At 58.7% G+C, this 15329-nt stretch carries 11 protein-coding genes; 9 read left to right on the top strand and 2 right to left on the bottom strand.

The annotated features are described in order from the left end of the window. Nucleotides 1-32 precede the first annotated feature (32 nt). From tssI to BMY68_RS25255, 9 genes are all read left to right on the top strand, one after another. On the top strand, nt 33-2075 hold the full coding sequence (gene tssI, locus BMY68_RS25285; protein WP_085533326.1) for a type VI secretion system Vgr family protein: 2043 nt from the start codon (nt 33-35) through the stop codon (nt 2073-2075). Then, on the top strand, nt 2065-2802 hold the full coding sequence (locus tag BMY68_RS25280) for a DUF4123 domain-containing protein (RefSeq protein ID WP_085533324.1): 738 nt from the start codon (nt 2065-2067) through the stop codon (nt 2800-2802). Before tssI ends, BMY68_RS25280 begins: the two co-directional genes overlap by 11 nt. Next, nucleotides 2802-7469 carry an RHS repeat-associated core domain-containing protein gene (locus BMY68_RS25275; RefSeq protein ID WP_085533323.1) on the top strand — a complete coding sequence of 1556 codons (4668 nt, stop codon included), beginning with the start codon at nt 2802-2804 and terminating at the stop codon, nt 7467-7469. The genes BMY68_RS25280 and BMY68_RS25275 overlap by 1 nt, the downstream gene beginning before the upstream one ends. 3 nt (nt 7470-7472) lie before the next feature. Further along, a complete protein-coding gene (locus BMY68_RS29745; RefSeq protein WP_139214908.1) occupies nt 7473-7784 on the top strand; it encodes a hypothetical protein in 312 nt (103 codons plus the stop codon). Between the two features lie 513 nt (nt 7785-8297). Then, nucleotides 8298-8603 carry a hypothetical protein gene (locus BMY68_RS25270; RefSeq protein WP_085533321.1) on the top strand — a complete coding sequence of 102 codons (306 nt, stop codon included), beginning with the start codon at nt 8298-8300 and terminating at the stop codon, nt 8601-8603. 419 nt (nt 8604-9022) lie between these two features. Next, entirely contained in the window at nt 9023-9367 is a 345-nt protein-coding gene (locus BMY68_RS29740) for a hypothetical protein (RefSeq protein WP_139214907.1), read from the top strand. Between the two features lie 164 nt (nt 9368-9531). Next, a complete protein-coding gene (locus BMY68_RS25265; RefSeq protein WP_085533319.1) occupies nt 9532-10122 on the top strand; it encodes a hypothetical protein in 591 nt (196 codons plus the stop codon). Between the two features lie 28 nt (nt 10123-10150). Further along, nucleotides 10151-10513, top strand: a complete 363-nt coding sequence (locus tag BMY68_RS25260; protein ID WP_085533317.1) for a hypothetical protein — start codon at nt 10151-10153, stop codon at nt 10511-10513. A gap of 270 nt (nt 10514-10783) precedes the next feature. After that, entirely contained in the window at nt 10784-11455 is a 672-nt protein-coding gene (locus tag BMY68_RS25255) for a hypothetical protein (protein WP_009041646.1), read from the top strand. Between the two features lie 88 nt (nt 11456-11543). On the opposite strand, the gene BMY68_RS25250 is transcribed toward BMY68_RS25255, so the two are convergent. Together BMY68_RS25250 and BMY68_RS25245 are read right to left on the bottom strand one after the other, a co-directional pair. Beyond that, entirely contained in the window at nt 11544-12878 is a 1335-nt protein-coding gene (locus tag BMY68_RS25250; protein WP_085533315.1) for an aryl-sulfate sulfotransferase, read from the bottom strand. A 64-nt stretch (nt 12879-12942) separates the two neighbouring features. Next, complete coding sequence (locus BMY68_RS25245) at nt 12943-15312, bottom strand: TonB-dependent receptor (RefSeq protein ID WP_085533313.1); 2370 nt, start codon at nt 15310-15312, stop codon at nt 12943-12945. Between the last annotated feature and the right edge of the window lie 17 nt (nt 15313-15329).

Below are 15329 nucleotides of genomic sequence, written 5' to 3'. Positions count from 1 at the left end.
CCCACGCGGCAGTACTGCACGAGGAACAAGGGATGTTCGCGCCGGCCAATCAGACCCACTTCAGCCTGACCGTCGAAGGTCTGGAGAACGACCTCCAGGTGTTGTCCTTCACCGGACGGGAAGCCATCAGCCAGCCCTTCGCCTTCGAGGTCGAGCTGGTCAGCGTCCAGGCCGCCCTGGACCTGGAAAGCCTGCTGCACAAACCGGCCTTCCTGCAGCTGGCGCTGAACGGCACCGGCATCCACGGGCAGATCTACCGCGTCGCCCAGGGCGATTCCGGCAAGCGCCTGACCCGCTACTCGGTGACCCTCCGCCCGCACCTGGCCTACCTCGCGCACCGCATCAACCAACGCATCTTCCAGAACCTCACGGTGCCGAAAATCATCGGCCAGGTCCTCGAAGAACACGGCATCCAAAGCAATGCCTACCAGTTCCAGCTGGGTTCGATCTATCCCGAGCGCAACTACTGCGTGCAGTACGACGAATCGGACCTGCATTTCATCCAGCGCCTGTGCGAGGAAGAAGGTATCCACTACCACTTCCAGCACAGCGCTGACAGCCACACCATCGTCTTCGGCGATGACCAGACGGTGTTCCCGAAACTGGCGCCAGTGGCCTACCAGCAAGACTCCGGCATGGTCGCCAACGACCCGGTGATCAAGCGTTTCGACCTGCGCCTGGAAGCCCGCACCAGCCGCACCACGCGCCGCGACTACGACTTCGAGAAACCGCGCCTGACCCTGGAGAGCGACGCCAAGAGCGAGCTCAAGCCGGACCTCGAGGATTACGACTACCCAGGGCGTTTCGTCGATCGCGAACGCGGCAAGCACCTGGCCAAGCGCGCCCTGGAACGCCACCGCAGCGACTACCGCCTGGCCGAGGGCAAGAGCGATCAGCCGCTGCTGGTCAGCGGGCATTTCCTGGCCCTGAGCGAACACCCGAAAGCGCAGTGGAACGACCTCTGGCTGCTGACCGAGATCGTCCACGAAGGCAAGCAGCCGCAGGTCCTGGAAGAGTCGGTGACCAGCGATACCACGGCCCTGAAGGACGACTTCCACCAGGGCTACCGCAACCGCTTCCAGGCCACGCCCTGGGACGTGCCCAACCGGCCGCCGCTGCTGCACCCCAAGCCGCGCATCCTCGGCAGCCAGAGCGCGGTGGTCACCGGGCCCAAGGGCGAAGAGATCCACTGCGACTCGTACGGCCGGGTCAAAGTGCAGTTCCACTGGGACCGCGAAGGCCAGTCGGACGACAAGACCAGCTGCTGGCTGCGGGTGTCCTCGGCCTGGGCCGGCGCCCAGTACGGCGGCATCGCCATCCCGCGGATCGGCATGGAAGTGCTGGTGACCTTCCTTGAGGGCGACCCCGACCAGCCGCTGATCAGCGGCTGCCTGTACCACAAGGAAAACGTCGTCCCCTACGACCTGCCGACAAACAAGACCCGCAGCACCTTCAAGACCCTGAGCAGCCCCGGTGGCGGTGGCTACAACGAGCTGCGCATCGAGGACAAGAAAGGCCAGGAACAGATCTTCCTGCACGCCCAGCGCGACTGGGACGAGAACGTCGAGCACGACCAGAAGATCCGCGTCGGCAACGAACGCCACGACACGGTCGAGGCCAACAGCTACAGCGAATTCAAGGCCGAGGAACACCACACCGTGCACGCCGACCGCAAGGTCGAAGCGCGCGCCAGCGACCACCTCACCGTCGGCGCCAACCAGCACATCAAGATCGGCACCGGGCAGTTCATCGAAGCCGGCCAGGAGATCCACCTCAATGCCGGGGTGAAGGTCGTGATGGAAGCCGGCAGCGAGCTGACCCTCAAGGGCGGCGGCAGCTTTATCAAGCTCGACGCCGGCGGCGTGACCATCAGCGGCCCGCAGGTCAAGGTCAACTCCGGCGGCGGCCCGGGCAGCGGCTCCGGCGCCGCGCCACTGATGCCCGGCGTGCTGAAGCAAGCCGACGCCGACAAGGCCGGCGCCCTGCTGACCCCGGCGCAAATCAACACCCTCAAGCGCAACGCGCCTTTCTGCGAAGAGTGCGAAAAGTGCAAGGACGGTGCCTGTGCCATCTGATCGCCTGACACCCCAGGCCTGGCTCGCTAGCCAGCCCCTGCAACCCGACGAGCGCCTGTACCTGGTGATCAGCAACGCCAGCGACGCCAACCCGCTCAAGGACTTCTACCAGACCCAGGGCGCCAGCGGCCTGACCGCCCTCTGGAGCGGCACGCCCTACGCCGACTGGCAGCCGGTGATGCCCTACCTCGCCGAACTCAAACCGGCCTCCCCCTTCCTTGACTGGATCGCCGAAACCGACGCCGACGACTGGGGCTGGCTCGCCGTGTCCCACTGCGAACCGGCAGTGGTGTTCGAACACCTGCGCAGCCTGACCCAGGTAAAGATGCCGGGCGGCGCCGAGGTGTTTTTTAGGTTTTGGGATGGGCGGCATATTTATCCGATTTTGGAGGGGTTGGGTGAAGACGCTGGTGAAGTGCTGCCGGTCTTCAACCGCTACTGGATCAATGGCCAAACCCTGGAAACCGGCGTACGCCCGGTGCCGAGGGTCAAGGAATGGCCGTGGTGGGAAGTACCACAGCCCCTGCTCGATCAACTGGCCAAGAAAGACCCGACCACCCTGATCGACAACCTGATGCAATGGCTGAGCGAGGAACGCCCAGACCTGTACGACGCTTTCCCGGAGGCTGTGCTGCGCCACAAGGTCGCGCATTTCATTCGTCAGCCGAACTCCCCGAAAGCCCTTAATGAAGCACTGCTTAACCACCTGACTCTGGAGCAAGGATGATGGGTCGCGTTGCCGATATCGAAAAACAACTGAACTCGTTCAAGAGCAGTCTGACGCTGTACCGCGAGCAGATCGGACAGTGGTACCTGGCCCCCCTCGATGCGGCTAGCAGAGCGACTGATAAGCCCTCCTTGCTGGGCATGGAGCGGATTATCAAGGCGGGTAATTCCAGCAAAGCGGTCAGCATGGACGACGATGACTTCTCATTCGTCGCCCGTTGCCCGGCGGGTGGCCCGCTGCTGATTGAGAGCAAATTCGAGTCGGTGTATGACATTCCCATCGGCGGTATCAAGGTCGACATCATTGCTGTCGAGGACGGTACCAAATCCACGATAACCCTGAATGAACAAGGTAAAGGCAGCTTTCAGGGAAAAGAGGGCAAGCTCTATAAAATCCATGTGCATGACCAGGTAACCAAAGATCAAATCGATGCCCTGTTCAAGTCCTACGACGGCCTGAGCGCTGACCTTGAAGGTTTCCTGCGCAAGGAATGGGCAGGCTTCAAACCCCAATGGTCCAATCAGAGCGCATCGGCCCAGGCCATGGCGATTGGTAGCGGCATTCTGGAAGGCGGCTGGGAAGCTATCAAAGGCGTCTGGGACGGCATCACCAAAGCGCTGGATATCCTGCAGAACCCCAAGAAGTTTGCAGAGGACCTGGGAGCCGGCGCCGAAGAATTGATCAAGCTGGCCAAGGAAGCGCCGGACGTCATGAAAAAGGCCATGTTGCTCGCCAGCGACGAGGCCGCCCTTTTTCTGATGGTGCGTTGCGCCTCCATCTGGGTAGCGGGATTGCCCCCCACCCAGGCCGCGGGCCAAGCAGCAAAAATGACCTCGGCGGCTGTTGTCGGGATCCTGATCGATATCGTCATCGCGATCGTATTGACTGTGGCTGCCGAGGGCGCAGGGCTGTTTTATCTTGCCGCGCGCCTGGCCAAATACGGCCAGATCATCGTCAAGGCGGTCACCGGTTTCGTGAAGGCCGTGTTCAACATCATCAAGAGCTTCATGGGTTATGTGGGCAAGTACGTCGCCGTAGCCGCTCGCGGCGTGGCCTCGCGGGTGGAAAAAGGCGTGGCGCAACTGCGTTTTGATGGCAAGAAGAACAGCACGGTAGGAAGCAGCGGGCATCATGACGACGCGGCCCATCAGTCTAGGAACCACGACGGTAAGAGCGCCGACAGTGCAGGTGGAACCTGCACCAATGGCTGCCCCGTCTCGATGGTGACCGGCGAAGAACTGTTGACCCTGACCGATGGCCAACTCGATGGCCTGCTGCCCTTTGAATGGACCCGTCTCTATCGCACCAGCGCAGTGGAAGTCGACAGCCGCCTGGGTTATGGCTGGAGCCACTCGCTGTCCCATCGTTTGCAACTGGACGATGACAGGGTGCTATGGACCGACAGTGAAAACCGTCAGACCCGCTTCCCGATGCCCACCGAGCAACGTCCGGCCATTACCAATAGCCTGGCCAAGGCCGCCATCTATCTGGGCGATGCGCCGGGTGAGCTGATCTTGACCCAGGCCGGTCAACAGACGCGTTTTTTCCACTTCCGCGGCGGCCGCCTGACCACCATCAGCGATGCCTACGACAACCAGTTGCATATCAGCTACGACCTGGTCGACCGCGTCCAGCGCATCGACAACGGCGCCGGGCGCTCCTTATTCCTGCGCTATGAAGACAGCCTTATCGTCGCCGTGGACTATCAGCAACGCCGCGCCGAATACGACGAGCGCGGTGAGCGTCAAGAGCCGTGGGTCACCGTACAGACCCTGGTGACCTATCAGTACAACCAGCGGGGCCAACTCACCAGCGCCATCAATGCCGCGGGCGAAAGCGAACGCTATCGCTACAACGAACAGCACGTGATCCTGGAGCGCCAACTGGCCGGTGGCGCTAGCTTTTTCTGGGAGTGGGAGAACACGGGTAAATCGTCTCGCTGTATCCATCACTGGGCGAATTTCTCGCAGATGGATGCGCGTTATGTGTGGGACGACAAAGGCACCGTTACCGTCATCAACGCCGACGGTAGCGAGCAAATATACGTGCACGACGAGAATGCACGCCTGGTCAGCCAGACCGACCCGGATGGCGCCGAAACACAAAAAGCCTACGACGAAAAAGGCCGCCTGATCGCAGAGAAAGACCCGCTCGGCGCAGTCACCGAATATCGCTACAACGAAGCCGGATCGCTGACCGCGGTTATTCCGCCAGAAGACGAGCCTACGTCCTACGAATATTTCCGCGGTTTTGTCAGCGATGTTCACCGGGGCAAAGCCAGCTGGAGATACCAGCGCAACCGTCAGGGCGACATCACCTGCCAGACCGATCCCGACGGCAACGAAACCCACTACCGCTACGACCGCCAGGGCCGCCTGCTGGAAATCACCCATCCCGACGGCAGCCGCCATCAACTGGGCTGGAACGGCCTCGGCCAATTGCTGGAAGAACGCCTGCCCGACGGCGGCCAGCGCAAGTACCGCTACGACGCCCTGGGCCGGCAAATCACCCGCCAGGACGAAAGCGGCGCCATCACCCAGTACCAATGGGACGCCGCCAACCGCCTGGTGCAGATCACCCTGCCCGGCGGCGCGACCCGCGCCTTCAGCTACAACGCCTACGGCAAAGTCACCGCCGAGCGCGACGAACTGGGCCGCGTCACCCGCTACGAATACGCCGACAACCTGCACTTGGTCAGCCGCCGCATCAACCCGGACGGCAGCCAGCTGCGCTATCGCTACGACAACGCGCGCCTGCTGCTCACCGATATCGAGAACGAGCGCGGCGAGCAGTATCACCTGGACTACTACCCCAACGGCCTGATCCAGCAGGAAACCGGCTTTGACGGGCGCAGCACCGCCTACGCCTATGACCTCAACGGCAACCTGCTGAAGAAAACCGAATTCGGCGACAACGGCAGCGAGCTGGTCACCGAATATCAGCGCGATGCCGCTGGCCGCCTGCTGGTGAAAACCCTGGCCGATGGCGAAGCGATCCACTACCGCTACGACGCCCTCGGGCGCCTGGTGAATGTCGACGACGGCCACTGGCCGCTGGCCTACGAATACGACCTGCAAGACCGTCTCATCACCGAACACCAGGGCTGGGGCACGCTGCGCTACGAGTACGACAAGCTCGGCCAGCTCAGCCATTGCCGCCTGCCCGACGGCAGCAAGCTCGACTACCGCCACGCACCCGGCGGCCAGCTCAGCAGCATCGACCTCAACGGTTCGCGCCTGACCAGCCACCAGTTCAACGCCGGCCGCGAACAGCAACGCCAACAGGGCCTGCTGCTCAGCCAGTATCAGTACGACGAGCAAGGCCGCCTGCTGGCCCACAGCGTCAGCCAGCAACAACACGGCCAGCACCACAACCTCTACCGCCGTGCCTATGCCTACGACGCCAACGGCAACCTTGCCGGCATCGACGACAGCCGCAAGGGCAACCTGCGTTATCACTACGACCCGCTGGATCGCCTGATCAACGTACGTGGCGCCACCCCGGAAAGCTTCGCCCATGACCCCGCCGGTAACCTGCTCGGCCAAGGCGACCAACCCGCCGCCAACCTGGCCAACGTCAAAGGCAACCGCCTGCTGATGCAGGGCGACCGCCACTACGACTACGACGCCTTCGGCAACCTCAGCCGCGAACGCCGCGGCGCGGGCCAGAAGCTGGTCACCGAATACCAGTACGACTGCCAGCACCGGCTAATTGGCGTCAGCCTGCCGGGTGGCAGCACCGCCACTTACAAGTACGATGCCTTCGGCCGCCGTATCGCTAAAACCGTCGACGGCCGCACCACCGAGTTCCTATGGCAAGGCGAACGGCTGATCGCCGAAAGCGGTGAAAACCGCTATCGCAGCTACATCTACGAACCCGGCACCTTCCGCCCCTTAGCCATGCTCGATGGCGAAGGCCCGGCCCAGGCCACACCGTTCTACTACCAGCTCGACCACCTTGGGACACCGCAAGAGTTAACCGCCTACAGCGGCGAAATCATGTGGTCGGCCAAGTACCGGGCGTATGGCAATCTGGCGGCGCTGGACGTTTCCGAAATCGACAACCCGCTGCGTTTCCAGGGGCAGTACTTCGATACGGAAACCGGGCTGCACTACAACCGCCATCGCTACTACAATCCAAGCTCTGGACGGTTTTTGACGCCGGATCCGATCAAGCTGGCCGGAGGGCTGAACAACTACCAGTACGTGCCTAACCCTACGGGGTGGGTGGATCCGTTGGGGTTGAATAACTGCCCTGGAGCCACAGGATCTCAACCGGGGCAATCACCCGCGACCACAAAGGGTTCATCCACAAATGAGGGAGCGCCAAAACCGCCGAGTCCTTTTACTCATTTTCCAGATGACCCCAACGAACTAACTAAGGCCCTTGGAGTACAACCAAAAGTATCCCAAACACAGCACGGGACTCAGAGGATGGTATGGGAGCCGAATGCTGACACACGAATCAGATACGAAAGTCACCCTGGAGACCCAGGCCCCTTTAATGCTAGACACCATGGAGAGCATTACCATATTGAGCTTAAGCCGTCCGGCTTAAGCTGGGGTCAAGCCAAAAGGCAGGGATTAATCTCAAAGGCGAAGCCAGATAACTATCAACCCGGGCATGGAACAGGTTTCCTACCGGGAGAAAAGCATCCAGGAACATAGAAGATGAACTCTTTTTCTGTAGCAGATGGAACCGTCAAAAAAATAACAAGTACCCCAGGGATACTAGTAGTTAACTTTACTGACTGGAAAGAGCAAGACTGGACTATTACATTTGAAAACCTGATAGCCTTCCAAAGTCTAGGAGCTGAGGGAGAGGAAATATCAGAAATAATAGAAAGTAAAAAAATACTCATTGAAAACATCAACACCGAAGACATTGATGACACCATAAAAAGCTACAGCTTCATTTCGGCATGGAGCTCAACCCCGGCATTAGTAATAGTTGCCAAAGGCTATGAAGCAAAAAAAACATAACCAGAGCCTCATGAAAGTTACCTACCCATAACCATACCCCCTAAATTATCACCCGTGATACTGTCGAGACTAATAAAAACCGAATTACTAGAGAAAACAAATTCAAGTGACTAAAAATATTCTATGGGCGATTTTTCTTACAAGCTGAGTCGAATACTGCCAGCTTGTTTTTGCTATGGTCGCGAGATAGCCTTTGATTGTTGCTGCAAAAACAGTGACCGGTTTTGACAGACCGAATATGATCGAGGCATGCAAATGCCGCTATGTGAACAGCTGGCATTTTTTGTGCCTGTCGTTCCTTTATATGGCGGCTGTGCGTGGGGCAACTTTGCGTGCGCTGGGCTCCTTGATCCTCGGTCTGTCAACCCGTGTACAGCTGCCAACCATCTTGTTTGACAGCGAGTAGTGGCAGCTCCATTTGATCAAGGAGCTTCATCATGAACCGATACATGCCCATCACCGGCATCGACAATAATTTTCCCTCACTGCTCATTGATACTCAGGCAGCAAACAATGATTTCCAAATACATTATTGAGCGTGGTGGAAAAATCACACTCGACGACATATCTCAAATCGACCATACACTTAAAATACTGGAAGTTATTGGTGATTTAAAAGAAGACTTACTGCAAGCATCCTTCCCGCACGAACAGATTATTGATATCGGCTGGCACCCTGAATTCTGTGAAACCGGAAACTTTAAAGTTTCTCCAATTAAAAACCTTAACTGGGAGCAACCAATTTCAACCAACAGCGCAAAAGATTGTAGCGAACTATGCACCGCTGCTTTAAACACCTTAAAACACCTAGAGACCTGAGAAAGACTCATAAGCCTTAAATTACAACCTTATAATTTCCATATTGAATTTTAGAGACATCATAACTTTCCAAACTGGAATCTTCCTACAAAACGAATCGACTTTTACCAGCTTGTAAATATTTAACCCAGCATATAGCATCTTCAAGCCGCTGCGAAATCATTGACAAGAGTGCGGAAGCCCTTTTTAAACCAGGTAAAAGACCAAACATACCCCAGAAATGGGTAGAGTTGTTTTGGGGCATCTAAAGTTTCGAGAAGATAACGAAAGAAGCGCAGACACGTTCTAATCGGCCATTTAAGCTTTAATATAGGCACTCATCCAAGGGTTGACACCACATATAGAACATGCAACATCCACCTATAGTGACGAGCGCAATCACATGTATCGAATCTTTGGAAAACAATGGCAAAAGTGAAATGAAAATAAAATTAGAATACAACCTTCAAGCCATTCGTGTGCCAAGCGGATGGACAATAACCATAAACAACCTGTTCGAAGTTGAGCTAACAGAGAAGACGTCCGACTGGTACAGCAACTCCGTACTCATTGGTGGAGTGCGGAGAAGCACTGGCCATTGTTTTGATGCAAAATTGGAACCAGAAGGAGACCCCTTCGGAGATTTTGTAGTTGACTTCCTGACTATAAAGCATGACAACCGTGGAAAGCCCATAAGAAATTCTGAAGAACATATATGTGAATTTAGAACAAAGAGTAAAAGCGAGTTAATAGCCAAGATTGAAAGTTACATGCTAGAAGCATGATCTCGTGGCATCAAAAAACTCTCAACTCACCATTGTCCAACACCAGCTAAATCCCACCCACTCTTCAGGAAAATCAATTTAAATCCATGTACATAAATAAAACCCCAAAAACCGAGTCCGCTTCATACATTGGAGGGAAACCAGTCATCCCCCAAGGAATGAGCATGCCCAAAAGCCCAAACGGCAGTTTGATGAGCTTTTACTTCACTCTACAATTCCCAGAGGCTCATTCACTACATGGCCACACACTAAGTGTTTTTGCCGCGACTGACGATTTCAACGAAGACTATACGATTCCTGAAATGCTCAAAGTCCCGCTATCGGGGGCAACCATTCCAGATAACTTTCTAAGCGATTACCAAAAATATTTTGCGGCCTTTCTTTTCAGGAATGAAGATAAAACCTATGCAAGTGACTACCCGATACGGATCGCAATGACTCCCTTAGCATTTAGCCACAGTAAAGGCAGCGATGTATTCGGTTGGGCTGGTGATAAGCCCAAGTGGCTCATGGGGGATGAGACACCGGCCCAATACAAGGGAGCGGCCTTGGACTTTTTATTGCAAATACATGGAGAGCAGTCATTTCCGACTGTTGATAGCGCCCCTTCACAACAAGAAATGGATATTTTTGGCAAAAGCAAGCCTAGAACAAAAAGAAACTACACTTTATTTAACCAGAACGAAATATACTTCTTTGGAAGTAGAACATCAGATGTTGATGACCGCGTCTACATAGTCACGCAATGCGACTGACATAAAGCTCAACCATTAGTACAAACAAATGAATACACTGACGCTCAGACAAAAAAGCATCATCCACAACTGCCTACTCGACCTCAAAGACTCTTCTTCCCTGACCATCCAAAGTTTTCTACCTGTAGCGCTAGACAAGCTCGCAACTTTGGAGGGTTTTGGCATTGACATGTCGGGAATTTATCTCGGTACTGATGAGGACTTTGAAAACATCCCCGAATACCTGAAAGAAGGAATAGCATTCGAGTTCATGGGCGAGCACGTAGTGCTTTCATTTTCTGACGGAGCCTCCGTCATCAGCAACTGGTGCGACAATAACGCCATATCAGATCGTGAAAGCATTTTGCTAAAATGCAAAATATTGAAAGCAAAATTCTCAACGGAAGATTAGTCAGTAACAAACATCAAGCTCGCATCGATAATCGCGATGCGATCAGGCAAAAGCTGGTCGCAGAGACTGACAGGAACACTACCGTAGCTGCCTCTGCAAACGGCTCATGCTTCGCCCGTAGACCATGCTCGACGGGAGTCCCGCTCACAAGCCAAGCCGTCCTTCAATACGCCCCCCTGTCGGGCCTACTGCTCCACCTACTCCATTTGTTTATTCCCGCGCTCATCCGTCTAATCCCTATCCCATCCACCGCAACACAACGAAGCCCTCATGACTCGATACATGCTTTACCCGCTATTCCTGTTTTCCCTTCTGCTCACCGGCTGCGCCACCAAGTTCGACGTCGCGCTCAATGGCACGCCGGATCCGGACTATCAATTTGATCGGCAAGCGCTGGTGCTGGTGACGGCCACGACGGGGAATGACGAGAATTCGCTGAATGCCCGTTATTACCTGCGCGATATGGTCAATGCACTGAAGGACCAGGGGTTCCGCGAGGTGTTTACCGAGGCGTCGCTGCCCAAGAAGCATGCGCCGATCAAGATGACGGTCAGCCTCGATATCCATAGCAAGCAAGTCACTTACCGCTACACCGCCACCGACTACGGTCGGGTGCAGAACAGCACTTCCACGGTGTGCAAGGATGGCAAGAAAAAGAAGGAAAAGCTGGTCTGCACCAGCACGCCCAATACGTCTTATGGTCCGGTAGGCACCTCGGAACGCACCGGCTACACCACCCTGTCGACCTTTATCGCGACGGCCCGGGACGAAACCACTCGGCGGGCGGTGTATCTGCTGCGGGTGTCCTCTTACAACGAGGATTGCCAGAACGGCAAGGTCGAGGCCTTCCTGGTGGAGCAAGGCCTGCAGAACCTGGATTTCCGCGACCGCGTACAGCGCAATTACACGGTCACCATGCCTGAAAACTACAGCTGCAAATAAGCCTGCAGAGACCTCGCGATGCGCCGTCTGAACCGGCGCTATCGCGAGCGAGCCTCTTCAGGTAACCCAGAGCCGCGCAGCAGCCGGATCAACGGCTGGCATTAGTCGGTTGCAAAGCCGCCGTCGGCGCAATCACCGCCGTTTCCGAACGTGGCGTGCCTTGTGGCACCCAGTCATAGCTCACCGGCAATGCGCGGTACACCCAGTTGCTGATGGCGTCGCTGCCCGGGGCCTTGCCGAGGAACGGGCTGACGTATTCCCAGACGTTTTCGCCGCTTGCCGTGACCTGGAAGAAGCGGCCGTTCATGCCTTCATCAATCAGGGTATTGCCGTTGGGCAGGCGTCGGGCGCTGCTGATGAACGAGCTGTAGAAGGCCCAGCCCGGCTGCCTGGAACTGGCGGCGCTGTACTGCCAGACGATCTGTTGGGTCACGGGGTCGATCTCCAGCACCCGCGAGCCGGAAATCAGCCCCAATGGCACCGAGGGGTAGCCGGCCGTGCCCTGGTTGTCGAACACCAGCAGGTTGCCCGCGCCCGGCAGGCCGGCGGGGATGATGTGGGCGTCGTGCTGGCCGACGAACTGGTCCACCGGGCGCGGCAAGGTCGCCGGCGCTCGCGGGTTGAGGGTCGGCAAGTTGGGGCCGAGGCGCCAGACCAGCTTGCCGCTCTGCTTGTCGATGATGGCGATGAAGTTGGCGTTGCGGGAATCGAACAGCAGGTTGTCCGGGGCGAAGCGTTTGTCGCCGGCGTCGAACCACTTGTTCGGGCCGACCACGCTGAGGTTGTTGATGTGCAGGTAGTCCGGGTCCTTGGTGGCCCGTACCAGCTTCAACTGCTCCGGGATGAAGCCGAACTCCTTGAGGTGTTCGGAGGCCAGCCACTGCCACTTCACTTCGCCCTGGGGGCTGACTTCGTAGATCACGTCATCGATCACTTGCGGCACCTTGAAGCCCGCCACCGCATGCACCTTGTTGGCCAGCACCAGGGTGTTGCCATTGCTCAGGCGGCGCTGGTCATGATGCTGCTGGGCCGCACCGCCAGGCGCCTGGTCGCCCCATTGCCAGACCACTTTGCCGTCCCAGTCCAACTCGCCGACGCTCTGGTTGCCCAGGCCGTTGCCGGCCGAGCCGAGTTTGCCGGGGTCCTTTTCGCTCAGTTGCAACAGCACCCGGCCACGCGCGCCGCCCACCAGCTGCGGGTCGATGATCGCCGAAGGAAAGCCGGCCTGGGGCCAGGTTTTCACCTCGTTGCCATTCATGTCGATCAGGTGGGTTTTCTTGTCCGCGCCACTGAAGATCACGTACTGATTGAAGGCCTTGGCCGGGTCGTAACGGGTCACGCCGGTGGGGTAGACGCTGGGGGCGGCGAAGGCCCCGGCACTGAATGACAGCAGCAGGGGCAACACGGGCTTGAGGTTCAACATGGTGGAACTCCTGTTCAGGTCGAACCGCGCCGCGGAACCCGGCGCGGGTTGCAAATGAGGGTGTTCAGAAGTCGTAGCGACCGGTCACGCCAAGGGTCCGCGGCGTGCCGAGCAAACCTTCGTAGCCGCCATTCCCCCCCGACCACAGCGTGGTGTAGTAGGTCTTGTCGAAGGCGTTTTTCAGCCACAGCGACACGTCCCACTGCCCTTGCTCATAGTTGCCACGCAGGCCGGTGGAGAGGTTGACCACCGCGTAGCTGGGGATCTGGCCGTAGTCGGAATCCTCGACGGTGCCGACGGCCTTGGAGCGGAAGGCGTAGCTGCCGGTGACGTAGGGTTCGAGGCCGTTGTCCAGGTTCCATTTGTATTCGCCGTTGGCGTTGCCGATCCATTTCGAGGCGCCGACCACCTGGTGGCCACTGAGGTCGCAGGAGGCCGGGGCGCCCGGGCGCAGGCTGACTTCAGGCGGGCACGGCGCATCCTTGTAGGACAGGTAGCGCACGTCGTTGTAGGAGCCGTTGAGGTTGAGGGTCAGGCCACGGATGGGGATCAGCGTGCTTTCGACTTCCACGCCTCGTGAGCGCACCGAGCCGGCGTTGGTCAGGTACTGCACGCGGTTGTTGGCGTCGTAGGCATTGGTCTGGTAGCCGTTGACCTGGGTCCAGAACAGGTTGGCGTTGAGTTGCAGGCGCTTGTCCCACAGGGTGCTCTTGAAGCCCAGTTCGGCGTTGTTGGCGCGCTCGGTGCCGATCAGCAGCGAGTCGGCGCCAGCGGTGGGCGCCGAGCCGACCGCGAGGTTGACCCCGCCGGACTTTTCGCCATGGGACAGGGTGGCGTAGCCCAGCAGGTCGTCGGTGAAGCGGTAGCTGAGGTTGAGCAGGCCCGAGGGGCTGGTGCTGTACTGGTTGAGGTCGCCGGAGTCGTAGGCCCCGGCCCGCCCGCGCCGCGCGGTGGCCGCGGCACCGGTCACCGCGGCGCCCCCCACTGGCGCGTTGCGGGTCACCCAGGCGCTTTTCTCTTCATAGGTGCCGCGCAGGCCGGCGGTGAAATCCAGGCGCTCGGTGAGGTGCCAGGTGCCCTGGGCGAACAGCGCGAAGCTGTCGGTGCGGATATGCCCGTTGCCGATGCTGGTGACGTTGTTCAGGGCGCCGGTGGGCGTGCCGTTCCAGATGTCCGCCTTGGGGCCGTAATAGGCGAAGGACTTGTTATCGAGGTCGGAGCCGAAGTAGTAGGCGCCGAGCACGTAATCGAAGAAGCCGCCGGTGGGCGAGGCCAGGCGGAACTCCTGGGACCACTGTTTATCCTCCACCGAGACCCCGGCGTTATAGCTGGCCGGCACGTTGAGCCCGTCGTCGTTGCGCGGGGTGAAGTCCCACCAGCGGTAGGAGCTGACCGACGTCAGGGTGAAGTCGCTGGGCAGGGTCCAGTTGGCCTCCAGGGAGGTGCCGCCCTGGAACACCGTGACGTGCTGATCGTTGTCCAGGTTGACCTTGCGGTGCGTGCCGTCGACCAGGGTGGCGCCGGCCGCGGCGGCCCGCGACTGGTACTGATTGACGCCATTGATGGTCGGCCCGGTGCTGTACAGCACCCGGGTGCCGGCGCTGGAGTCCTCTTCGTTGTAGTCGCCGATCCAGCGCAGGTTGAAGTTCTCGTTGGGCTTGAACAGCAGTTGGCCACGGAAGCCCTGGCGCGAGCCGCCGTTGAGGTCATGGCCGTCGTGTTCGTTCTTGATATCGCCGTCGCTGCGGGTGCGATAAGCCGAGAAACGCCCGGCCAGCTCGTCGTTCAGCGGCCCGGAAATAGTGCCCTTGGTCTGGAAGTAGCCGTCCTCGCCCACCGAGGTCTCGATGCTGCGCTCGGGGGTGAAGCTCGGCGCGCGGGTGCTGATGTTGATCACCCCGGCGGTGGTGTTCTTGCCGAACAGCGTGCCCTGGGGACCGCGCAGCACTTCCAGCTGCTCGATGTCCATCAGGTCGAACACCGCCATGCCCGGCCGCCCCAGGTAGACGTTGTCGATGTACAGCCCGACGCTGCCTTCCAGGCCGTCGCTGGCCGGGTTGTTGCCCAGGCCGCGGATCGACACGCTGGACTGGCGCGCGTGCATGTAGGCGACGTTGACGCTCGGCACCAGCTGCTGCAGATCCTGGATGCGATAGACCCGCTGGCTCTCCAGGGCCTGGCCACCGATCACGCTCATCGGCGTCGGCACGTCCTGGGCGCTCTCCTCGCGGCGCCGCGCAGTCACGGTCACGGTTTCCAGCTGGCCGCTGGCGGCGGGCCGGGCGGCATCGGCCTTGGCCGGGGCTTCGGTGGGCGTTTCGGCTTGCGCGGCATAGCCGTGGGACCAGCCGGCGCTACCGGCCAGCAGCAGGGCCAGCGGCAGGCGCTTGAGCCGTCGGGGCGAAGTGGGGGACACAAGGTTCAACGGACTCATGGGCGGCTCCTGGGTAA

Origin of the sequence: Pseudomonas sp. NFACC41-3, from assembly GCF_900109505.1 — a bacterium.
GTDB classification, from domain to species: Bacteria; Pseudomonadota; Gammaproteobacteria; order Pseudomonadales; family Pseudomonadaceae; genus Aquipseudomonas; species Aquipseudomonas chlororaphis.
This window is presented reverse-complemented; position numbering and strand designations above follow the sequence as displayed.